Origin of the sequence: Pedobacter psychrodurus, assembly GCF_032678585.1 — a bacterium.
Lineage (GTDB): Bacteria > Bacteroidota > Bacteroidia > Sphingobacteriales > Sphingobacteriaceae > Pedobacter > Pedobacter psychrodurus_A.
Genome location: NZ_JAVTSN010000038.1, coordinates 47,553 through 69,805, shown reverse-complemented (window position 1 = coordinate 69,805; position 22,253 = coordinate 47,553). Strand labels below are relative to the sequence as shown.

19 protein-coding genes are annotated in these 22,253 nt (G+C 39.9%); 13 read left to right on the top strand and 6 right to left on the bottom strand.

What is annotated here, in order from left to right:
* The coding region (locus R2S57_RS22195; protein ID WP_316847134.1) for an integrase core domain-containing protein at positions 1-324 on the top strand (324 nt) is incomplete at its 5' end.
* 485 nt (positions 325-809) lie between these two features.
* Positions 810-1,454, top strand: a complete 645-nt coding sequence (locus R2S57_RS22190; protein WP_316847133.1) for a hypothetical protein — start codon at positions 810-812, stop codon at positions 1,452-1,454.
* A 322-nt stretch (positions 1,455-1,776) separates the two neighbouring features.
* On the opposite strand, the gene R2S57_RS22185 is transcribed toward R2S57_RS22190, so the two are convergent.
* Both R2S57_RS22185 and R2S57_RS22180 read right to left on the bottom strand, forming a co-directional pair.
* Positions 1,777-3,108 carry an HlyD family efflux transporter periplasmic adaptor subunit gene (locus R2S57_RS22185; protein WP_316847132.1) on the bottom strand — a complete coding sequence of 444 codons (1,332 nt, stop codon included), beginning with the start codon at positions 3,106-3,108 and terminating at the stop codon, positions 1,777-1,779.
* A gap of 3 nt (positions 3,109-3,111) precedes the next feature.
* The gene (locus R2S57_RS22180) at positions 3,112-5,328 is read right to left on the bottom strand and encodes a peptidase domain-containing ABC transporter (RefSeq protein ID WP_316847131.1); all 2,217 of its coding nucleotides are present in this window, start codon (positions 5,326-5,328) and stop codon (positions 3,112-3,114) included.
* A 213-nt stretch (positions 5,329-5,541) separates the two neighbouring features.
* Between R2S57_RS22180 and R2S57_RS22175 the strand changes: the two genes are divergently transcribed.
* From R2S57_RS22175 to R2S57_RS22125, 11 genes are all read left to right on the top strand, one after another.
* Positions 5,542-6,276 (top strand): 2-C-methyl-D-erythritol 4-phosphate cytidylyltransferase, encoded by a 735-nt coding sequence (locus R2S57_RS22175; RefSeq protein WP_316847130.1) that lies wholly within the window; start codon positions 5,542-5,544, stop codon positions 6,274-6,276.
* 65 nt (positions 6,277-6,341) lie between these two features.
* Positions 6,342-7,334, top strand: a complete 993-nt coding sequence (locus R2S57_RS22170) for a hypothetical protein (protein WP_316847129.1) — start codon at positions 6,342-6,344, stop codon at positions 7,332-7,334.
* Between the two features lie 130 nt (positions 7,335-7,464).
* Entirely contained in the window at positions 7,465-7,884 is a 420-nt protein-coding gene (locus tag R2S57_RS22165; RefSeq protein WP_316847128.1) for a hypothetical protein, read from the top strand.
* 317 nt (positions 7,885-8,201) lie between these two features.
* The gene (locus tag R2S57_RS22160; protein ID WP_316847127.1) at positions 8,202-9,125 is read left to right on the top strand and encodes a hypothetical protein; all 924 of its coding nucleotides are present in this window, start codon (positions 8,202-8,204) and stop codon (positions 9,123-9,125) included.
* A 9-nt stretch (positions 9,126-9,134) separates the two neighbouring features.
* On the top strand, positions 9,135-9,701 hold the full coding sequence (locus tag R2S57_RS22155; RefSeq protein WP_316847126.1) for a hypothetical protein: 567 nt from the start codon (positions 9,135-9,137) through the stop codon (positions 9,699-9,701).
* Positions 9,702-9,859: 158 nt separating this feature from the next.
* Positions 9,860-11,071: a LicD family protein gene (locus R2S57_RS22150; protein ID WP_316847125.1), complete on the top strand. Its 1,212-nt coding sequence runs from the start codon at positions 9,860-9,862 to the stop codon at positions 11,069-11,071.
* Between the two features lie 137 nt (positions 11,072-11,208).
* A complete protein-coding gene (locus R2S57_RS22145) occupies positions 11,209-12,123 on the top strand; it encodes a hypothetical protein (RefSeq protein ID WP_316847124.1) in 915 nt (304 codons plus the stop codon).
* Positions 12,124-12,135: 12 nt separating this feature from the next.
* Complete coding sequence (locus tag R2S57_RS22140) at positions 12,136-12,501, top strand: hypothetical protein (RefSeq protein WP_316847123.1); 366 nt, start codon at positions 12,136-12,138, stop codon at positions 12,499-12,501.
* A gap of 837 nt (positions 12,502-13,338) precedes the next feature.
* A complete protein-coding gene (locus tag R2S57_RS22135) occupies positions 13,339-14,985 on the top strand; it encodes a hypothetical protein (protein WP_316847122.1) in 1,647 nt (548 codons plus the stop codon).
* 39 nt (positions 14,986-15,024) lie between these two features.
* Positions 15,025-15,378: a hypothetical protein gene (locus R2S57_RS22130; protein ID WP_316847121.1), complete on the top strand. Its 354-nt coding sequence runs from the start codon at positions 15,025-15,027 to the stop codon at positions 15,376-15,378.
* A complete protein-coding gene (locus R2S57_RS22125; RefSeq protein ID WP_316847120.1) occupies positions 15,375-16,637 on the top strand; it encodes a hypothetical protein in 1,263 nt (420 codons plus the stop codon). Before R2S57_RS22130 ends, R2S57_RS22125 begins: the two co-directional genes overlap by 4 nt.
* A gap of 215 nt (positions 16,638-16,852) precedes the next feature.
* Here the strand turns inward: R2S57_RS22125 and R2S57_RS22120 are convergent, their stop codons facing one another.
* The 4 genes from R2S57_RS22120 to R2S57_RS22105 form a co-directional block, all read right to left on the bottom strand.
* Positions 16,853-17,362 carry a hypothetical protein gene (locus R2S57_RS22120; protein ID WP_316847119.1) on the bottom strand — a complete coding sequence of 170 codons (510 nt, stop codon included), beginning with the start codon at positions 17,360-17,362 and terminating at the stop codon, positions 16,853-16,855.
* On the bottom strand, positions 17,362-18,801 hold the full coding sequence (locus R2S57_RS22115) for a hypothetical protein (protein ID WP_316847118.1): 1,440 nt from the start codon (positions 18,799-18,801) through the stop codon (positions 17,362-17,364). The genes R2S57_RS22120 and R2S57_RS22115 overlap by 1 nt, the downstream gene beginning before the upstream one ends.
* Positions 18,785-20,557, bottom strand: a complete 1,773-nt coding sequence (locus R2S57_RS22110) for an O-antigen ligase family protein (RefSeq protein ID WP_316847117.1) — start codon at positions 20,555-20,557, stop codon at positions 18,785-18,787. Before R2S57_RS22110 ends, R2S57_RS22115 begins: the two co-directional genes overlap by 17 nt.
* Positions 20,558-21,090: 533 nt before the next feature.
* Positions 21,091-21,444, bottom strand: a complete 354-nt coding sequence (locus R2S57_RS22105) for a helix-turn-helix transcriptional regulator (RefSeq protein WP_316847116.1) — start codon at positions 21,442-21,444, stop codon at positions 21,091-21,093.
* Positions 21,445-22,253: the final 809 nt, after the last annotated feature.

The following is a 22,253-nucleotide window of genomic DNA, read 5'->3' as shown; positions in this document are numbered from 1 at the left end:
GAAACGATAGCCTTACATGGGAAGCCTGAGATATTTAATACCGATCAGGGTAGTCAGTTTACATCCGCTGAATTTCAAAAGGTGCTGAATGATAATACAATACGAATATCGATGGATGGAAAAGGCAGAGCTTTGGACAATATTTTTATCGAGCGCTTCTGGAGAAGCCTTAAATACGAACATATCTATTTAAAGCCTGCAGACGATGGCTTGCAGTTGTTCAGGGGAATCCAGGGGTACATTAAATTCTATAACAATCAGAGAAGGCATACCTCACTAAAAAGACAGACACCAGGTGAAAGTTTTACACAATTGGCCGCATGAATCTAAAAGAAAAAAGAAGAAAAAAAGAAAAGGGTGTGGGAATGTGGAAAACTCGGAAGGGAGTTTCCCACATTCCCACACCTCAAGCAACAACAACAAAATTAAATAATTAACATTGTAAGGATTATCGTCCTAACAATGGGGAGTACTTTAATGAGTTTGTGAATAATTTGAATACAAACAATGTTTTAATATGGAGGTATAGAGCATTTTAGCGCATTATACTCAGTATCTGATAAGATGTGGGGTTTAATATTTATCATCAGTAAAGAACGTTATGGTATTGGATTATATCAGGTGGTAGATGAAATGACAAGTTATTTGCCAAATCAATCTTGTTTGAATGAAACTGGAATTCACTTTTATAATAAAACTACTACTCTAATTTGGCTTAGTTCCCATCTTTTAGATCAAAATAGTTTACAAAGTAAGGCCTGGGTTTTACTTCTTTATTTACTTAATTTTTAAAAACTCTTCAAAAAAAAATGGACAATATCGAATTGGGCAATGGCTCTTTTGTTAAATGTAAACCACTTACCCTGGAAGAATTTGATGTCCTAAGATTAGGTACAAAAAAGGAAGCTATAAATAAATTTAAACTGCAGTTTGATATCGAGGTTTATAAATTGGACAATAGCGAGGTAATTGTAAAGGATCAGGGGTACAGTATGCTTTTTTACAGTATTGAAGATGTAGAAGTGGTGTACTTGGAGGTAAGTAATTGCCCACAGGGCGTGGAGATATTAGCCGGCAAAAATCCTTTTGGAAAGGGTTTTCCCGATCATACAAAAACCCTGATAAAAGAACTTTCAGATGCCCTGGATATTAAAAATGCCAATCTCAGTGAACAATTGCTCACCGATATGGATGAAAGGCTCAGAAAATTACCAAATTCCTCTGAGTTCAAAAAGAAACATATATTGCACTTTATCGCTGTGATTGGACAGCTGCTATCTGAAAAAAGAAATGCTAAATGGAAAATGATTTTGAGTTCAGATGAAAAAACATGGAACCCCTATCTGGAATCTAATGGTCAACAATTCCAGATCACCGCTGATCTGTATGAGAATATTTACAACATAGCCAATTATGATCACTTACTTATAGGGATATATCGCATAAATAATTAGAACATAAAAATATTATAAGTAACCTAATTAATTTCGAGTAATTTAGGTTTAAAATTATCTCTTACTTATCTCGCTAGTTTTTGCGATGCAGCAGGAAGATGCTTTGTCATAAATTGTAATTCCTGCCGAACCAAAAACGGGCTTAAAAGCGAGGAGCCAGAACATAAGTGATTATCGGTATAGGCCTGGAAAGGCTGCCACGGGGATGAAACCAGTGGCCACTTTTAGCGGAGCCCCTTTCTGTGCATATTGGGCAATAACATGATTCATCTTGTTATGCTTGCGGGAATGGTCGGGCAGTAATGCCTTGTTTTTGTCTAGGTTATTTATTTTGAATCAGGTACTTCAGGTTATCAAAAATTCTTTGGATTAGCCGCCTTTCTTTTGTGATAATTTCAGCCGTTCCTTTAATTTCATGTGTTTTTTCCAATGTCCGGCCATAGTTTGTAACCAGGTGCTTTGGAAGCGCAACATTGACCATATAGGATTCAGCATCTCCGTTCGAGGTGCTTTCTATGTGTGTTGTTAAAGAAATACCTTTTACTTTTCCAACCAGTGACCCGTATTCCATATAGGGGTAGTTGTCCAATTTGATCACTACGTCCTGACCGATCATCACCCTGCCTGAACCTTGTATGGGCAAATTAACCTGTCCGTATGATTGATTGTCTTCTGAAACCACAGTGAACACATTCTCACCTGCGTGAAGGAACTGGTTGTCTACCCAAAACTTTAGGAACTGTAATCGGCCCTTAAATGGTGATTTAAACAGATAGCGTTCTTCCCATATTTTAATGTCGTCCTTAAGCGCAGAGGAAGCCGATTCCAACTCTAGTCTCAACTGGATGAACTTGTCTTCTTTTTCTATCGATAACTGTTGCAAACTGTTATTTGTTCTCTCTATTTCCTGTAATATCCCGGAGTGCTCAAAATCTGAGGTTTCTTTTGCTGACAATGAGGCTATGTAACTTAGTTCTGACCTGTTGAATTCTGCTTCACTAATTACTTTTTTAGCCAGTAGAACTGAATCCCTTTGGGAAAACCTCTTGTAAAATGAAGCATTCTTGCTGTTGTGGAGATTCTTTGAAAGGACCGAGTTCAGTTTGTGTGTATATTCGGCAAGGATTCTTTTCAGTGACTGCTCCTGTTTGATATAAATCTGGTCTTTATGGTAATTTGCCAAATGGTTAAGTGAGCTTAAAAATTGAAAATACCTGGAGCTCAGTTCGCCAAGGGTAAATTTATGGCTGAATAGATGGCTTTTCAATTTCCGCAAACTGTTTTCGCCTGAAATTTTAAAGGTATCTGTTATCTGTTTGATTGCCATTACATCTTCTAGATCCGCTGGATTTTGGACATAGGCAACAACTTCATCCCTGTTGATATTATCATTTGTCTTATGTAGCAGCTTTACCCTTCCGGACGTATTGGCAATGAGTTTGATCGGGGCATTTGCCGTATTAATTGTAATAACGCCCAAGGCTACATCATGATATTTGACTACCCAGCCAAAAACCAATAACGCACCCAACATAAATAAAACGAGATAGGTTATCCAAAAACCAAATTTGGTGGGCATCCTGTCGATAATATGCTGTATTTCCTCGGTTCTCTTTGGCTTAGTAGCAGTTTGGCTTGCTTTTATCTGTTCCATATGTTAACTCAAAAAAGATGTGGTATTTATATTTTCAAGCATTCCATCGGTCTGCGCGACAACGAGCTCGAAGTAATGCCCTTTTCTTTCCATTAAAAATGCGTGGTTTCCAACTTCAACGATTCTGCCGCCTTTGAGTACAATAATCTGGTGGGCCTTTCTGATCGTGCTGAGCCGATGGGCAATAACGACAACAGTCTTGTCCCTGAAAACATCATCGAGCGCCCGGACAATTTTTTGCTCGTTTATTGTGTCCAATGCGTTAGTGGCCTCGTCAAAAAACAGATATTCGGGATTTTTGTAAAGTGCCCTGGCAATCAGAATGCGCTGTTTTTGCCCTCCACTCAAACCCCGGCCCTGCTCTCCCATTTTTGTTTTGTACCCCAAAGGCAGGCTTTCTATCTCAAAACCGATATTGGCGGTTTCAACGGCATTTTTTAGTCTTTCATAATCGATATTCTCATCATCGAGAACTATATTGTTCAAAATAGTGTCGTTAAAAATCTTACCATCCTGTAGTACTGCGCCACAACTGTCCCTCCATTGCCTAAGGCTAATATTGTTTACGTTCATGCCGCCAAGCAAAATGTCACCGTAAGAAGGTTTGTATAACCTTAACAGCAGTTTCATCAAGGTTGATTTACCGCTACCGCTATCACCCACTATTGCAGTTATTTTCTTTTCCGGGATCCTCAGTGTGATATTTTGTAAAGAATATGGGGCACCCCTGGAGTACTGGAATGAAACACCTGAAATTTGAATACTCTTATCTTTGGGAAGGACAATGTCATTATCATTCGTATCTTCTTCTTCGTCCTCTAATTTATGAATCTCATTTAGCCGTAAAAAGCTGATCTTTGCTGTTTGGGCAGATATTACAAACTGAACAAATTGTTGTATCGGTGCGTTTAGCATCCCGATAATAATTTGGGTGGAGATCATTACGCCAAAAGTCATTTCACCGGCAATCACAGCTCTGGCACAGAAAAGGGTAATTATCAAATTCTTTAAGTTATCAATGAATTGGGCACCGAGATTTTGCCCGTTATTGATCCTCTGCATTCTGATATTTGTTTTATACAGCCGTGCCTGGATATTTTCCCACTTCCAACGCTTGGCCTTTTCATAATTGTTGATCTTGATGTCCTGAATTCCGTTAATGGTTTCAATCCACATACTTTGGTCCCTGGCACTCAGTTCAAAAAAATTCCAATCCAGTTTTTTTCTGAGTCGGAGAAATCCCAAAACCCAACCCACATAAATAATACTGCCAGCCAGAAATATATAGAAGATTATCGTGTTGTATATCAGCAATATAACCGTGAAGGTTAGGAAAGTAAGAAAAGAGAAGAGAAGATTCAAAGAATTATTCATTATAAAGTTCCTGATCCGTTCGTGATCTTGAGCCCTTTGGATAATATCGCCAATCATTTTGTTCTCAAAAAATGTAATGGGCAGTTTCATGATCTTGATAAGATAGTCAGAGATCAGGGCGACATTGATCCTTGACGTAAGATGCTGTAATATCCAATCCCGGATCCCATTTGCAAGTGTTATACTAATCAGTATGATAATATTGGCTATAACAATAATGTTGATAAAATTCAGATCGTTAGTCTGGATGCCAACATCTATAATAGACTTGGAAATGAAGGGAAGCAGTGCCTGTAGAATAGTGACTATGGTCATCAGTATGATCAGGTTTCCAAAACTTTTCTTATATGGAGTAAAGTAGGACAGGATATTGCTGACCGTCCTTCTTTTATTTGCCTTTTCATCCACATGCAGGTCATGAAAATTGGGCTGTGGTTCCAAGGCCATCACCACGCCCTTTTTTTGTGCCTTAGGGATCCATTTAGCTGAAAACTCTTTGTAGGTATATGCTATCAATCCTTTTGCCGGGTCAGAGACATAAACTTTTGTCTTTGTGACTTTGTACAATACAACAAAATGGTTGCCGCCCCAATGAAGGATACATGGATAGGGGATTTTGTCAAGAAGGTCTGTGATCGAGCATCGGACTGACCTGGACCTTAGTCCAATGGATTCTGCAGCATAACTAAGGTCTCTCATGGAAACACCTTCTTTAGTAATACCGCATTTTTCTCTTAGAAAATGTAGGGAGTAAAACTTTCCGTAATATTTGGCAATGATCTTTAGGCAAGTTGGACCACAATCCATTTTGTCATACTGTAATTCGTTAGGAAATGATTTGAGCATAGGCGTTAAAGTGAAAGGTCTTTTTTGCTCCGCTAAGCAACGGGTCTCCAAAGTACATTATTTTTTAAACGCCACATAACGTTCTTTTTATCATAACATTAACTTAACAATTTGTTAATCAAAATATACGTAAGTGTAACATATATATTACTTTTTTAGCAGGATTTGCCGATCGCCTAACCTTATATTGCGCCGGGTAATCTTATTGGAAACATGAAAAACTATATTATCGTTCTGGCAGCAGGATCAGGGAGCCGTGCTATGGACCCAATGCCGAAGCAGTTTGCTGTTCTTGCGGGAAAACCTGTGGTAATGCACACTATAAATGCATTTTACGATAGCGGAATTTCTTTCGAGATCATACTCGTACTGCGTGGGGACTATGTAGCTTACTGGCATTCGCTATGTGATGAATATGCCTTTAAGGTTCCGCACAGGATTGTGATAGGAGGGGAAGAACGCTTCTATTCTGTACAAAATGCCCTTTCTACGCTTTCTGGAGAGGGTGTTGTCGGAGTCCATGACGGCGTAAGACCTTTTGTCAGTGGGCGGATCATTAGGGATACATTCTCTTTGGCAATAAAATGTGGTAATGCGGTACCTGCTGTTTCAGCAACCAATACCATTCGTTTCTGCAGTGATCAAAAAAACAACCTGGCACTCGACCGTAAGCATGTTTATATTGTGCAGAATCCGCAGGTTTTCGAACTGGGCCAGCTTAAAGAAGCTTATGCCCAGCAATATGATCCATTGTTTACCGATGATGCTACTGTAGCCGAAAATTACGGATTAGAAATTAACCTTATTGAAGGGGACCGGAGAAATATTAAGATCACACATCCCTGGGATATCGCAATAGCCGAGGGGATATATCATTATAACCTGAAGAATGAAAAAAACATCCTTTGCGATTCTGAGATACCTGGTGCAAAACATCTTTTAGAATGATGCAGGTTCTTGGAATTAAATATATGCTGATCGGATTTATAAAATTTACAAATTGATGCCTTACAATGAAAACAAACAAACCATTGCTATTTAAACAATTGTCGTCAGATACCGAGTTGATCCTGATGGAGAACCTTCATTTCTTTAAAGGGGGCGGAGACAGTGACACCCTAGATGGTGGGGACCTGGATGAGGTGACAATTACTCCGGACCAGCCTGAGGATGATGAGGAAATCCCGGAACCGGATCCATTTGAGGATGACTGGGATGATGAGCCCGAGGATGAGTGGAATGAAGAAGACTGGTGGAATGACGAAGGTGATCATGACGGCAGTCAGGACACAGAGGAAAATGAGGACCGCCCTGATCCATGTAGCCCTGCAGCTATTGCAGCGAATACAAGTACTTCAAATTTATTCAAAAAGACCGCTGTACAATCACAGGTAGGAAATTTTTCAGCTATTAGTTCAACATCGGCCGAACAGGGTTTCTCTATTCGTAAGCTGGCAGATGGAACCTTCCAGGCAACGGCAATACAGACAATGGGTCCGACAGGGGGCAGCATCACCAATTTTGGAAATTCAGTTGCTGATGTTCATACCCACCCAAGTAGCAATGCGCCTTCTGCACAGGATATATTGGGTTTGGGGCATATCAATGGGGTAAGCGCAAATTTTACGACGCGATATGTTAAGACGGCTGACGGGGATATGTATGCCCTAAATGTAAGTGATGCTTCCAAGCTAAAGGATTTTTACGAGGCCTTTAAGGAGGATCTGGGCAGTGACAACATGTTTAAATCCGATTCAGAGATTGGTGCCAAGTTTGAAACGGTGCGGCAGAGTTTTATAAATAGCGGTGCCAGTGCTGAGAGTGCGTATGATCATGCGACGGCTTTTCTGTTGAATGATGCTGGCGTGACCTTGCTCAAAGCGCCGAACGGTTCAAATGATTTCACCAAGATCGGTGCTGAGATCAAAACAGACACAAACGGAGACCCGGTGCTTGATGCAAATAACCAACCGACTTACGAAACTTCGGACTGTCCGAGAAATTAACGGTATGTACAGATTCATTGTTATCATAGGGTTATATATCCTAATAGGTACTGGGTGCGGGCTGGGAAAAAACAGGCTTATTCAGGCGCCAATTGATAAGCCATTTACTGAAAAGCCGGTGTCCCTGCAGATGGACACCAGTAAAATAACTGATTACAGATCCTTATCACACTTCAAGAGCGATACCCTGGCCTATCTCAGATATAACTTTTACGAGCGGCAAGGTGTTTATCTGGACAAAAAACTTGATGTGCTCCTGCATGATCTTGAGATACCTGTTAGTGGTTATGTGTATGGTTCAAGCCCAAAAGATACTTTATTGTCGCCTTATCTGTATCTGCGTTTTCATAATGGACTGCAGGTGTTACAGAGAGGGAAATCCGGAAAGCCATCGTTTGATCTGATTATCTCATGGGCTCGCCCACTGCATTCGCCAGAGCACATCAGACTGGCCCGGGAGAGCAATGGTAAATGGACGCCAGATGTAAATGGTTTTTACGGGAATCAGGTTGTTGGCATGATAAAAATGATGAAAAATAGCTTGAAATAAACGTTTTTCCATACCAACCCACTGCGGCTCAAATTAGCATGGATACTGATGTAAGGACCTACTTCTGGTACCGAAAAAGAAGAAGCAAATTAGAATGGCCGTGTGCTGGCACAGTGATACATCGTTTGAGTGTTGTTGAATGCGATTCCAGATTAATAAAGGAATCAAATGGAAGATGGGAATGAAAATGCCATCCAGCTCACTTCAACGGTAATTTAGAACAATTGAATAACTAAATTTTAACTATCAAAGCAATGATGAAAAACAATGCCGCATTATTATTTAAAAGGCTCTCCAGTGAGACCGAGGAAATATTAATGGACAGCCTGGAAACTTTAAAAGGGGGCGGGGATAGTGACGATACTGTAGATGGTGGTGAGCTTGATGAGGTTGTGATCACGCCAGATCCGGACGATGATATACCTCCCCTGGATCCAGATCCCGAACCGGACGAAGACCCATTTCCTGACGAAGATGAAGAAAACCCATGGGATGATGGTGACTGGGACGACCATGGAGATGGCGCTGAAACTGAAGACCAGGATGAGGAAGAAGAAGACACCCCTTGTGAGAAAGCAAAAGCTGCTGGTGAGCAGGCTATGAATACTTTAAATTCGTCCTCGGTCCAGGCATCTATCGCCCACTCCGTGCAACTGCCTACTGCTTTGGGTCAGGAAGCTTTTTTTACAATAACCAAAGACTCGAATGGCGTGATAGGAAGCTCAACTGCAGCCGTGGGTACAGCCTGGGGCGTTTCCGGATTTAATTATGCCGATTCAATCGCTGACTTTCATACGCATCCAAATTCAAATTATCCGCCCGGTGGCGCTGATATAATTACCTTTTTAAGGGATCGTCTTAATGGTTCGTCCAATCTGGAAACATCATTCATTCAAACGCAGAATGGAACAACATATGCTTTACAGGTTACTGATAGCAGCTTAATGGAAGACTTTTTCAATGATTTCTCCGGAAATGTCAAGGATGGAAATTGGGATGGAAATTCTACAGTTGGAGTAATGTTCAGAGATGCAGAGGAAGCATTTAAATCACAAGGCCTGTCAGTCACAGATGCTTTTGCCCGTGCCACTTCCTATATAGCTGAAAGAGCTGGGCTTACATTGTTTAAGGCAGATGCAACTCAGACACCTTATCTTCCAAATAGTTTTAGTAAAGTTGGTGTGAGTACCAGTACTGAAAACGGCGTTTTAAAGTATCAGATTTCAGATTGTCCCAACTAAGAAACAAATATGAGAATAGCTACAATATTCCTTTTACTGCTTTTTTTAGGATGTAAGAATGCGCACGAACAAAAACAGGAAGTTAACCATACAGCGCGTATATCTGTCGATAAAACAAAAACTGATACTTTACACAGTCAAAAACTGGCTTATCAAAAATGGAAAGGTTTTAAAGCTGATACGCTTAACTACCTCGTTGAAAACTTTGTTGATAGAAAGAGCTATTACAAAAACAAACCTTTGGGTGTTCTTTTAAAAGATATCGAAATTCCTATCGTACATTATACAACTGATTTTTCTTACCCTCCGAATGAAAAGTACATAAATGGCATTACATTAATGTTTGAGCGCAATGCAGTTGTTTATAATAAGTTTCAAACCAAAAAAAAAGTGGCAAACCTTATTGTTGTAAATCTGAAAGGTTCTTTAACAAATGAAGAGGTTCGCAGCTTTTTAATGAGATATAAACGGACATGGTCGAAGCAGGCAGCGCTTTTTTTTGATGAACAACTGGTTGAAGATATCGCTATTGTAGAGTATGATAAAAAGACAGTTACCGATTTACAAAGGCATTGAAATACAAACCGGTTTTTATTTCGGGACTGATTGATAAGAGTGGTTCATAACTGCAACATTCTGAAAGGATACTTAGCCAAAGCTTTTCTTTCATGTAATCTGCAAAATAAACTACTCATCCTTGAATGAAAAGATTATCTAATTTAACAATACTCTACATGAATATTTACAAAATTTACTCTTCAGAAACTGGTTCTATCCATCCCGTCCGGGTCACCAACGCTGGCGAATTATCCATTGATGCAGCCATGCCGGACTATGCGGTAGATCATGCCTATTTTAACGCAACATATGGATTTGACATCAGTGATTATGAAATTGATTACTATAAATATCAACTCGCTATCCTTTTAGATTTCTATGATAGATCGGAAGAAGACTGGTGTATGGTAATCGAGGATGGGGTTGATCTGAATTATAGCTTTGATGAAATTTCTTTATTTCTGGAGCAGGTACCCAGCGGCACGGAGTTGTTTTTTCCGTTTGATAAGATAAAAGATGTGGAAAATATCCGGGCTCCAAAGATGTGTGCAGCTAAAATCGCACACTTTTGGGGAAGTTACATCTATTTTGTCAACCGGTCGGGGATAAACAAAATCCTCTCTAAAAACTATATTGACAGGCCTTTTGATGAGGTATTGCTTGAGCTTTCATTCGCGGACCAGATCTTTACCAGCTATGCGGAAACGGACTGGTTTGATTTTGAAGAAACAAAATGCAGGAGCTATATTAGCCGTTACCAATCTGTAAGGCATGCCATGATGAACCACTCTGCATGGAATCCATATCAAAAACAAAGTGCAGTAAAATTGCTTAATCGACTGGTTGGTCATGCCAATAAGTTAGCTATTAAATTAATGCCACATGCAGGTACTTTGTTAGGGCATGTCAGGCACGGGGGAATCATGCCATGGGATGATGATATCGATATCTCCATACTCTACCATGATCTTGAGAAATTTCTGATCTCAGTCAAAGAAGAGGGATCGATCAGTTTCACTGAGTGGATTTACAAAAAGACCGGAGCAATTTACTATAAGTTTTGGCTTAACGGGGGCGAAGCTGTAGAAGGCTACACTTATACCTTTCCGTTCATAGACTTTTGGCTTGTTCACGACAAAGGGGACAGCCTGCACATGACCGATGGATATACTTTTGACAAGCAGCGTTATCTGGATCTAACAGAAATAGATTTCGAGGGATGTAAGCTTTTTGTGCAACGGGAACCACAAATGATTTTGGATGCGATGTATGGTAACTGGGATAAACAGATACAGGTCTTCTCCTGGTGTCATAGAACAAAGAAGAGGATGTTCAAAAGGTTGACCCTGGAGATCGAAGTCGATGCGATGGGCCGTATGTTGGTATAGCTGTATACCAGCACCTAAGGATATGATAAAGGTCGGCAAAAAGGGCATTGAAAAATTTACCGGGGTGTATTTATATATGTATTACCCTATAGTCATTAAACAATTGAAATATCTGATTTTTAACCATTAACTCGATTATGAAAAACAATTTTGCGTTATTATTTAAAAGGCTCTCTAGTGAAACAGAGGAAATATTACTGGATAACCTTGAAACTTTAAAAGGTGGAGGGGATAGCGATGATACTTTAGATGGCGGAGAGCTAGATGAAGTGGTGATTACCCCTGATCCTGACGATGAGGATGAAACACCTCCCCTCGATCCGGATCCTGAACCTGATGAGGATCCGTTTCCCGAAGAAGATGAGGAAAATCCATGGGATGATTGGGAAGATCACGGCGATGGTTCGGAGACCGATGAACAGGAGGAAGAGGAAAAGACCTGTACATGCGAGATGCAATACAAGGAGATAAAAGAAGGGGAAAACGGCGAGATACCTGAAATTAAGGATCCTTCGAACACACTGGGTACCCTAAAGAATATCCTGAGCACTCAGCAGTCAAGCCTGCCGAATCTGGTTATACACGGAGATATTACTCAGGCTGGGATAGACAGACAATTAAATGCGGTAAACCGTGTTGCAAGCCTGGTAGAGAGAATTGAAAATTCCGGTATGAACATCAGAATTGAGACCTCAAATAATCCTAATGCCAACGGTAAGGGAGATGGGCTAACTTCTAAAGATCTTTCTACAGGAGAATATGTAGTAAATATCAGCTCTACCGGAAATGGATATGCAGATTATGTACTGCTTGTACATGAGCTGGTACATGTTGGTCAAATTTTGGATGGTCAAATTGGTTTCGACAGTGCCGGAAAGGCTACGATGATTGGAATGGAAGATGAAATCAAAGCTTACCAAACAATGTACGACCTAGATGCCGGTATATATGGTACCCCAAAAATTGCGACAGCATCAAATATAAAAAGTGATTACCCTAACGTGTATGATAATTTACCTACCAAAGGTGGCAAGTGCCCTGTACATGGATAAATAGATTTTATTATGAAGTTAATATTAATAACATTGCTGACAGGCACTTTCTATTTTAGTGCTCATGGACAGACTGCCGGAAAAGAACATAAGTCTTACAGGCGCGAAAAAAGCGTAGTGGATAGTAGTTTTATCAAACTGGTATCCGGGCTCAATCAATTGATAAAAGATAGGGTAAAGGCCGATTTTCCAAAATTCTCATCAGTGGCCTATTCCGATTATGTGATGATTGATCAAACCGAAAAAGTGAGCATGGATAGTTTATATAAATACAAACTAAAAGATTTCAAGAGTATCACCGTTTCTTTTGGGGAATCGCCTGCGCTTTATGGTGGGAAATCCGATTATGGGGTCATAATATTGAAAAGGAAAGATTAAAAGTGATCCTGCCATTTTAATTATCGCGATGATCAAGCCGGTTTTTTTGTAGAGCTATCATCAGTGCACTCTTTAAACCTACAGTCAACCGGAAGAATTTCCGGTAGCTGTAGGTTTACCCATATTTTTTCGCTAAAATGCATACTATCGTTTATCAAACAGGGTATGAAGAGTGAATGTTTACAGCGGGTATTTCAGGGAAAATAGCCAATATTGTGACCTGTCCTGAATTTACTTGTCCGTTGAGATATAAAAACGATTGCAAGGAGCCATAATTGCCCTCCTCTAATATGCCGGCTTAATTTTTTTCGAGCTCTTCCATAATCTGATCCTCCATTTTCTTTTTGAAACCGTTGTCAAGTTTGGTGACCATTCCTGCTGTAGTTACGGCTGTGTTTTCCAGTTAACGAATGGAACAGATAAGAATAATCATGGGCAGGCCTTGTTAAATTGCCTGCCCTTTTAAGTTGCTGGTTTAGCAACACTCCAACAAGCCAAGGGAACGGTGATGTTTTGGTATAAATTATAGGATGGATTCCAGTATTTTAGGTCGCGGAATATGTCCAATCCCTTTGTGTTGGATTACGATAGGTCTCAAAAAGCTAAATTCTTGTGGCGCACAACAGACATGCAAATTTGATAAGGCTATACCCAGTACTGGGTATTTTGATTAAAAGTATTCCAGAAAGTTTTGTATGATAGTTAATCTTCTTAAATTCAGTTGATTATTGTATGGTGAGCCTTGATATTTTTTTTTGCCAATGTTACCATCGTTTTTGTAAGATTTAATTCCCGGTTGGGAAAAACGGACACCAATATCTAAACCAAACGCTAAATATGCTCCTCCAATATCTAAAATGCTCAGTGCGTTTTTGCATTCCGCTCATCCTGTTGACCAGTTTTCAGGTCTGTGCCCAGACGGTAATAACAGAAAAGACCAAAATAAAAAAAGTTACCACCGGCGCGGTCGTGACAGGATCGTCAGAGGAAGTTGAGGTGGACCTTGGACAAAGAGGCTTCAAGACCTTTTTGCCTTTTGATACTCCCTTAAGGATTAAGCTTACGCTTACCGACAAGACCTTTATCAAGAAGGATGAGGCGCTATCGGTAAATGCCTATTATAATAAGATTTCCTTGGCAGGCACGCCTAGCATAGATTATATTAAGACTATAATTTCGGAAGCGGCTGCTAACCGCAAGGGGGTAAATTATCAGTGGAGAAAAGCAGAGGGTACCAGGGGTGGACCTGAGGATCCGTTCCATTTCTCGATTGGTAAGCTTCCCCCGAACCGTGACTTTACCTTTATTCTCGAGATCGAGAGGAAGCTTAAGCCCGGGGAAACGACAAAACTGCGGGAGATTGCCGGGGAAAAATTGAAATCTTTAAAGGATAAAAAGGGCACGTTCGGATTTTCCATTAAGGAAGTTGACAGTATTACTGGAATGCTTAAGGATAGTATAACACGTTACATGGCGAGCAAGGATCTTATCGCCAATTTTAAGGATAACAGAGACAGTGAAACAATAAAAGATTCCCTTCAAATTCTTTTGAGCCTGAAGGAAGGAACTGTCATATCTACGGATCCACTTACGCGTGCAAAGGCTTTGCTGGTGGATAATTTCAATTCGCTTAATGCTTTTGTCAAAAAATATGCTAAAAGCATAGACGGCAAGGATAAGAAAGGGGACCTGGCCTTACTCGGCAGATTGGCAGCAATGAAAAGTATTGAGTTGAAGACCCCACTTGTTGATACTGCTTTTACAAGAGCCGATATGGCTAAGCAGAAGCTGTCCTTTGATACTGTACGTATCATCCTTAAGCAGATGAAACTTCCCGGGAATAAAGAATTTGGGTCGATAAAGGCCAATATCACGGATGCATTGGAGGCTATCGGGATACAAACAGAAAACTATTTGAATAATGTGGACAAAGCCAAGGCTGCAACAACTGCAAATGCCAGAAAAATTGCGGATACTTTTGCGCAGGGCATCATCATGTATATGACTGTTTCGGGCACAAGCTTCAACCCTGATTTTGTGACCAGGGCAAATACCTACATCAGTGCGGATCTGGGGCTTGCACTGATTCCTTCTGCCGGAAAAATGGTGCCTTATCTGGGTACCAATATTTACTTTCGACCTGTAAATAGAAATGAGAAGATTACCTGGTCGAGCAATATGGGTAAACGTGTATCGCTATTGGTGGGCCTTTCGGTCGGCAGTATTGCCAAACCCAATTATAGGGATGATCTACTGGCCAATAGTTTCAATCTGATCACGGGCGTGGGCTTTCGGGTGGCTAGTTTTGTTCGCTTCAATGGAGGCTACCTGTGGTATACAAAGGTCAATGAGAACCCATTGAATACGAATAATTCGATAGCTGGGAAGCCATTTGTATCGCTATCCTTTGATATTGATGTGAGGACGGTTTTCAATGGGCTGTTTACCGCGGGACAGACGAAGATATTGACCGGTAAAGAATAAAATAAAAGCTTTTACTATAAACCTTTAAAATAGATAAATATGTCATATATATACCTGAGTGAAATTACGCCAGAGGTTCAGAAGATAACCCTTCCCGGGCTGGTTTCTATAGAATACACCATATCGGGTGGAAAAGATGTTGCTATTGACCTTTTTTACCAGTTGAACCACAGCAATAACATTTATTTTCTGGATGGGAACAATAAGCTTACCAAGGAAATCTCCCTGACTACGGTCCATAAGGGAGGGGATAAGAAAGTGAGCGTAAAGCTTAAGCTGATAAAAGAGCAGACCGGGGCCGATGATTATGATTACTGCTTTCTGTATGTTCAGGTGGTAAACAAGACGAACAAACTAAGTGATATCAAACATTGTATGATCCAGTTCTTATGAGAAAGATAACCTATTCCATACTTTGTTTGCTTGCCTTTCTCTTGGCTGCATGTAAGGATGAGCCGCTAGACTATTCTGATGTGATCAGATTTGAAAATCCGGCAGATGAGAGCATTCCTGCGGACAATCTCTCTACCTTGAAGGTGACTGTTCAGATAAAAGCAGATGCGGACCCGGATAAACGGGATGTTGTTTTTACTTCTGATATCGGGACTTTTACAAATGGGACGCCAACAATCACTATAATTGCCGATAAGGATGGCAGGGCAATTGCGTATCTAAAAAGTGCTGTGGCCGGCCTAAGTACTTTGAGCGCTCAGGTGAAGGACTTCAAAGTGAGCAAGACGGTGACCTTCACATCCTTTGGGGGTATTTCGCTTGAAAATCCAGCTGCAGAGAATTTGGCTGCGGATAATGTTTCGACATTGAAGATTGCGGCGCACATCAGCCCAGAGACAGATCCCTCGAAGCGTGCGATAGTTTTTTCAACCGATCTGGGGACCTTTGGCAACAATACCCCAACGGTAAGCATTGTTGCCGATAATTCGGGTAATGCGGTTGCTTATCTGAAGGGAGCTGCTATGGGGGTGGCTTCTGTCCGTATCTCGAACGAGGGCAACATTGCTACTAAAGTGGTAAACTTTACAGCGCCAGCCCCGGATAATGTATTTACTGTTCAGCCGATAACCGATAATGTGGCATCAGACAATGTCAGTAATGTGGTGATAACGGCAATGGTTAATAAGTCAATGCCGCTTGCTGCCCAGAAAATAACATTTGAAACTGATCAGGGTTCGTTTTCAAATGGTAATAAAACGATAGAGGTCAGTGCGGATATTGATGGGAAAGTTGTGGCCTATCTAAAGAACGATGAGCCTTCTGCCGCGCACGTCGGTCTTTCCTTGGCTGGTATCAACAGGAAATATACAGTTAATTTTATCAGGGCGCTACCGGATTATATCCAGTTGTCTTCAGCCGCTACATTGGCTTCAGGTCCAACCTCCAGTCTTGCTGTTTCAATTACTTTAAAGAGAAATGTGGGCAAGCCGAACGCAGATGTGGCATTGGAATATAGCGCAACGGACAGCAACGGGGCAGTGATCGGAAGTTTCAGTAACGGAACCTTGAGTACTGCTGAAGGCACGGCATCAGTAAATTTCAATCCGGGCGGAAGCACCTACAAAGGATTGGTCAGGATTACGGTCTGGGTGAAGGGACTTCCATCGGTGAAGTCCACGGTCGAGGTTATGCTTATTTAGGGGAAATTATACCAAATTCCAATCCTTGATCCGCATTGAGGTATTTACTTTAAATGACATAGTTTTCTTTAGTTTTAAGCTGATCAACTGTTCACTTTTTTAAAGCTGATTTTTTCTCTATCCGAATGTGAATGAATAGCAGTATTGGTTGTGTAATGAAAAAAAATGAGCGGATTTAAGACCGCTCATTAATTCAAGGTTATCTTATTTTTTAGTTATGAATAATCGGTTAATGAAATAACTCGATCCTGCTTTATCTTCCAGATACCATTCTCCTTTTGTAAAAAATAAACCCTGCTTGTTGACGACCGTCCAACTGTATCAGCTAATTCCAATATTGAAACAGCTAGATCACCATCTGTGCTCAAAATAATAGGTGCGAAGACCACGGTATGTTTCACTTTTCCCATATTTCTGAACCATGGCTTACCAGCGGTTGACAGTGAATAGTTGGAAACAGCAGAAGTATCAACACTGTTTAGAAAGTTTTTCCATTCAGACCTTTTCCAGATATTCGATGCAGATGTATCAATGCCATCTGGATTTTTGAAATCAAAGTTCCTTATCACATTTTTTTTCGTGGTACCATAGACTGTATATTTTCCCTCTGAAGATAAACTTTGCTGCAAGAGCTTGTGGATCTTGTAAAGTTCTTTTTTATCTGTTTGTGCGTGAGCCTGAATTCCTATAATGGATATTAACAGGCAGGTTATAAATAGTTTCATTAGCAATCTTTTTTAGTAGTTGAACCTTGTGTGTGCTTTGCTTCTTTAAGTACATTGGATTCTATCCGTGACTTGTTCGGTGCCGCTCGGTATGCCTTGGTACTCATCAACCCACCCCAAGCAAGATCTTTACAATATTCATCTATAGTTAAAGACGCATCTGGTGAAGTAATATTGTTTATCCTTGCATAAAAAGCCAACATACCTGCCAGTTGTTCAACGTATTTCTTTGCAATTAGCTCATGCTGCGCTTTTTCCGTGTCTTTTACTTCACCGCCATCCTTTTTAAACAAAAGATCATTAGCTGCAACAAAATCAGCATAACCCGGTTCATAGCTTCTTGCCATTCCATAAAGAAAATAAGCGTGCATGCTTTCGTGGATCATTGTCCGTGCAATCGAAAGGTTAGTACCTGCATTCAATAATGTTTTGTTAAAATCAATGTATACTCCTCCATTAAGTCCATAGGTATCGGCATTTACCTGGGTTACTGTTCCACTGAAATCATCAGTTCGGTCAGGAATGATTTTTTCTCCGATCTTAATATTCCAGCCAGGAGTAGTAGCAACCTTTTCAAATATGGCGGATACATTATTCATCCCTGTTTCATAGTTAAAGATCCTTTTAAGAGAAGAAAGAACATTGGCTGATGCCTTTAGGTCTAATAATATACTTTTTAAACAAGGTCTAGCCGAAGTGTCCAATGAAGCCTCTGGATATTCATAACTGTCCTCGCCTGAAGTATTACCTCCAGTGCCTCCGCCAGAACCGCCACCGTCACCATTACCCGTACCGGTACCTCCGCCGTTGTTTCCACCAGGCAGACCGATGGGGTCAACTGGGAATGTAGGATTGCTTGGCGTTGTTGGTGGGGGCGGAGGGGTGCCGTGGATTGTTACCTCTTCAAGGTCAATACCACCACCTTCTGCCATTACCGTATTCATAGGTGTTAAGCTTTGGAGAGTAGCAATTTTCAGCCTCGACTGTCTCATCACACCCCTATCTGAATCATATGCTCCTCCTGTTAAAAGATTTCCTGTACTTGAAAACATTTTTATATCAAGTTTATATTGATCATTCCTGTGATACTTCTTAATAATACCATAAGACTTGCCTTCAACTAAAACCACGTTCATTTCGACATACGTGGAGTCACTGTAAAACATTGGCACACCGATGACTTTTTGATGGTACGAATTATTACGGTATCTGGCCTTTGCCCACATTGGATTATACTCCTTAATATTAAAATCACCTGGCAGCACCGCTCTCGCCACTTTAAGCTGGTCTTGGCGCCATTGCTTTGCCGCTGCAAGTAAGTCGCTGTTGATTGGTTGCTCGGGAGCGGGATCTGATGAGTCTTTCCGACAGGCGTTAATGCCCAATAGTAGGGCAATCATGATGCTGAATAGCACATAAAATTTAGATCTGTTTTTCATTTTTTTTCTTTTTGTATTTAAGTATAGATGATTGTGTTTCGTTTTTTATTAAAATCGATTCGGGGTTTGCGATCTTGATGGGGGTCTGTTCGATCTCCCGGGCGGTTTCAAAGTATTTTTTCCAGTTTCTTGTTTTCTCATAGAGCTTAAACAGGGCAAATTTTTGGCTCAACATGCCGGGCACCATGTTGGCGGATCTTCTAAAATATTCTTCTGATTGTTGGTTATGCGCTATGTTTGCATAGGCCTGGCCAATTTGGTTGTTGATTAAAACGTTGTCCCCCAAATTCCTGCATTTTGTTAATGTATTGATTGCTTCAATTGTGTGTCCGTGCCTTAATAGCTCTGCACCGTAGTTGTACATGAAAGCCCAATTGTAAGAAAGGTTTTTCTCGATTTGCTTATACTCCTGCAATGCATGATACTCATTGTAATCCCACATCGTGCTGGTATTTCTCCATTTTTTTATTGAATAAATTGAGCGAAAAATAGGAGCAGATAGAAAGAGGTAAACTGGAATAATTATCCAAGCAAGCTTGGTAGATGCGGATTTCGCTATGACAGTTTTTGTTGGCATTATTGCGATTAGCGCAAAAAATAAGCAGCTGTTGCCTTCAACTGCAAATGGGTATGAAAAAACTGAAAAAATCAAGAAGGAGAAAATCGAAAGATACACCGGTATGGATTCTGACTTGGTAACTCGGATTGATCGCACCAACTGCACTATGATCAGGGTAAAAAATAATAAACCCATAACTCCTCCTTCAATTAGTATCCTTAGATATTCATTAAATGGGGTATATACGGTGGATGCAAGCATTTTTTCAGAAACAGTTCCCGATGAAGATGCAAAATAGGCACCCTGAAATGAATTGTAATTTGCAGCAAATCCCCCTGCTGCATAACCAAAGAAAGGCTTTTCAAGAAACATCTGAAAGCTGACCTTCCATATCAGCATGCGTCCTTGTACAGAAAGTGGGTTTAGGTAATATAACTTATAAAGTGTGAAAGTGATCAAACATAAAATCACACCTAGATATATCCAAACATACCTGTTCTTGAATATCTTGGACCAAGGAATATAATATATAACAAGAGGTACAGCTGCTGCGATCCAGGCGGTTCGTGATGAACTTAGGAATAATGCGATCCCGAAAATTATGATCAAGGTAACTTTGACCCATTTCAAGTTATTGGATGATGCTTTTATTGTAATTGTGAGCGGTATGGCACAGGCTATGAAACCACCCAACGATCCGGGGTTGGCAAAAAGTCCACTGACCATTTGTAAGCTGTTTGAAATCGGAATAACTTTGAAAAGTTGTAGTACAGCCACCAAAACATTGACCACGCATACCGCAAAAATTACGAGAATGACCGCTCGACCATTATTATCATGTTTATTTACAACCCTTACAATGCTGTATATAATTCCGTAGGAAAAATAAGTATAAAATTGTGATTGGTTAACCAATGGGGCGGAATTTTGTATTGTCCGCAATAGCATATATACGATGAAAACCAACACATACAGATCTAAAATTTTGATCACGATAATTCCAGACTTAAAAAAATAGCCAAAAAACACTACTGCTGCTCCAGCAAGGCAGAATGAATGAAATGAAGGTCCGTGCAGCTGCTTTATGAAGTTATCGCTTCCTGTATTGAACAGGAAGGATGAGAATATGCACACGGTAAAAACCGCTATGCCAATTGTTTTTGTAAATTTATATGAATTTCCAGCTAGCCCAAACATTATTATTCTCCAGTTGTCACTACGTAGATCGTATCAAGAAGTCTAGTAAATTGAATCTAATATATAGATATAAATTGTATTATTAAGCAACAAACATGGCTTGTTACATAGAAAGGTGTATTTCCATTATGAATCGTTTCAAATTCGGGACATGAGCTACAAAAGTTAAAGGGGAAAATTGTCGATCGTTCCGATACATGGCTTGACAAGTCGAAGTTTAGGTAATAACGATAATTATAAGGATAAGTTAATCAAACGTATGTAACAGTTAAACATTACTATGGACAAAAAAAGCAATAGACGACATATTTGGAAGTAGTAAAAAAATGAAACAAAGGACAGGAAGAATACCCGGCTTGCAGCCATTTTGCAGAATGTCCACTGGTTTTAGGACTGCCTGGATAAAATCCTAGTTTTGTTCCAAAACTATTTCTTAGAAATTTATGCTCTCACTTATCAACTGCCCAGTACTACAGTGCGTCATAGTCTATTGTAAGCAATAAAACGAATTGGAATAAATTTCAATTTAATATTTATTTTGCTTGGATTCTTATAATTTTATCTTCAAATTGTTTGCCTAGGCTTCCGTCATCATTAACTTTAGCGACTTTTTCATAGGTAATTTCAATCATATCATTCTCTGGGACTTCAATAGGTAAAATTTCACGAATCGACTTAAGATTAAGTGCTTTTGCAATCAATCTCAGGTGGCGGACGCTGTATTTTTCAGGCTGTCCCAGGGCCTCTATTTTTCCAACAAAGCTTTTGCTTAGACCCATTAACTCACTGAGACTTCGTTGAGAAATACCGTGTTCTTCTCGCAATTTTTTAACGTTTAAAATGATTTTATGGTCAATTTCTGAAATAACTGCTTTAAGATAACTCATTTAATTTGAAAATAATGCTCCCTCTATTTGGAGCGTATGTTAAAATTTATTATACTTGTATTAATTATTGCGACAATCATAAAAGATGGATTTCTATCTTTTTAACGATGTCTCTCGTTCGAAAATCGCCAGTTACCCTCGAGAGTACCGTGAGTTCGCCATTTCTATTGGATATTTCTATCTTTGTGATAATATATTCAATAGGGCGATTCTCATGTTAGTCTTCTGAGGGAACAATTTTCCGCAAGGTTTTTTGTAGGTGTCTGGCGATACCACGAACAGAAGCTTTGAGATCGCCTTATTGATTTCAATTAGGCTCAACAAGCTTCTGAGGGAAGATTTCGTTTATAGAACATTTATAAACCGTCATGAAAACGAAAACATTAACCGCAAAGATCTTGTGCCTGTATTGCACCTATATCTCGTTTGCTCAACAATTGTTAATAAAGAACGTAATCTGTACACCAGAATAGTGTTCGCTATTATCAGAAAGACATACGGGGCAAATCTGTCCAAAACCTAAAAAGCCATTAAGCTTTTGGTTGGTTTAAACAATTGAAGGCCTCTCAGTATGTCTTTTGTATTCCAATAAACTATTTGAAATGAAACTCTATTAAAGTTCTATTTCGGGTTTTTAGCGATTCCTTAAAATTAGACTTTTTTAGCTCAGTTTCAAAATTTATAATCTATTGGAAAGAGGAAATAGATATCTGTGCATATGGGCACAGCGGTTAATCTTAAATAAATTTGTATGAATTCTCTTTTTAACACGTATCCTTTTGATAGGCTTTATGCATTGAAGCCGAAGA

What these genes read in the sequence shown, in the direction of transcription:
- R2S57_RS22190 (WP_316847133.1), top strand. Translation starts at nt 810, where the DNA reads ATGGACAATATCGAATTGGGCAATGGCTCTTTTGTTAAATGTAAACCA.
- R2S57_RS22185 (WP_316847132.1), bottom strand. Translation starts at nt 3,108, where the DNA reads ATGGAACAGATAAAAGCAAGCCAAACTGCTACTAAGCCAAAGAGAACC.
- R2S57_RS22180 (WP_316847131.1), bottom strand. Translation starts at nt 5,328, where the DNA reads ATGCTCAAATCATTTCCTAACGAATTACAGTATGACAAAATGGATTGT.
- R2S57_RS22175 (WP_316847130.1), top strand. Translation starts at nt 5,542, where the DNA reads ATGAAAAACTATATTATCGTTCTGGCAGCAGGATCAGGGAGCCGTGCT.
- R2S57_RS22170 (WP_316847129.1), top strand. Translation starts at nt 6,342, where the DNA reads ATGAAAACAAACAAACCATTGCTATTTAAACAATTGTCGTCAGATACC.
- R2S57_RS22165 (WP_316847128.1), top strand. Translation starts at nt 7,465, where the DNA reads ATGGACACCAGTAAAATAACTGATTACAGATCCTTATCACACTTCAAG.
- R2S57_RS22160 (WP_316847127.1), top strand. Translation starts at nt 8,202, where the DNA reads ATGGACAGCCTGGAAACTTTAAAAGGGGGCGGGGATAGTGACGATACT.
- R2S57_RS22155 (WP_316847126.1), top strand. Translation starts at nt 9,135, where the DNA reads ATGAGAATAGCTACAATATTCCTTTTACTGCTTTTTTTAGGATGTAAG.
- R2S57_RS22150 (WP_316847125.1), top strand. Translation starts at nt 9,860, where the DNA reads ATGAATATTTACAAAATTTACTCTTCAGAAACTGGTTCTATCCATCCC.
- R2S57_RS22145 (WP_316847124.1), top strand. Translation starts at nt 11,209, where the DNA reads ATGAAAAACAATTTTGCGTTATTATTTAAAAGGCTCTCTAGTGAAACA.
- R2S57_RS22140 (WP_316847123.1), top strand. Translation starts at nt 12,136, where the DNA reads ATGAAGTTAATATTAATAACATTGCTGACAGGCACTTTCTATTTTAGT.
- R2S57_RS22135 (WP_316847122.1), top strand. Translation starts at nt 13,339, where the DNA reads ATGCTCCTCCAATATCTAAAATGCTCAGTGCGTTTTTGCATTCCGCTC.
- R2S57_RS22130 (WP_316847121.1), top strand. Translation starts at nt 15,025, where the DNA reads ATGTCATATATATACCTGAGTGAAATTACGCCAGAGGTTCAGAAGATA.
- R2S57_RS22125 (WP_316847120.1), top strand. Translation starts at nt 15,375, where the DNA reads ATGAGAAAGATAACCTATTCCATACTTTGTTTGCTTGCCTTTCTCTTG.
- R2S57_RS22120 (WP_316847119.1), bottom strand. Translation starts at nt 17,362, where the DNA reads ATGAAACTATTTATAACCTGCCTGTTAATATCCATTATAGGAATTCAG.
- R2S57_RS22115 (WP_316847118.1), bottom strand. Translation starts at nt 18,801, where the DNA reads ATGAAAAACAGATCTAAATTTTATGTGCTATTCAGCATCATGATTGCC.
- R2S57_RS22110 (WP_316847117.1), bottom strand. Translation starts at nt 20,557, where the DNA reads ATGTTTGGGCTAGCTGGAAATTCATATAAATTTACAAAAACAATTGGC.
- R2S57_RS22105 (WP_316847116.1), bottom strand. Translation starts at nt 21,444, where the DNA reads ATGAGTTATCTTAAAGCAGTTATTTCAGAAATTGACCATAAAATCATT.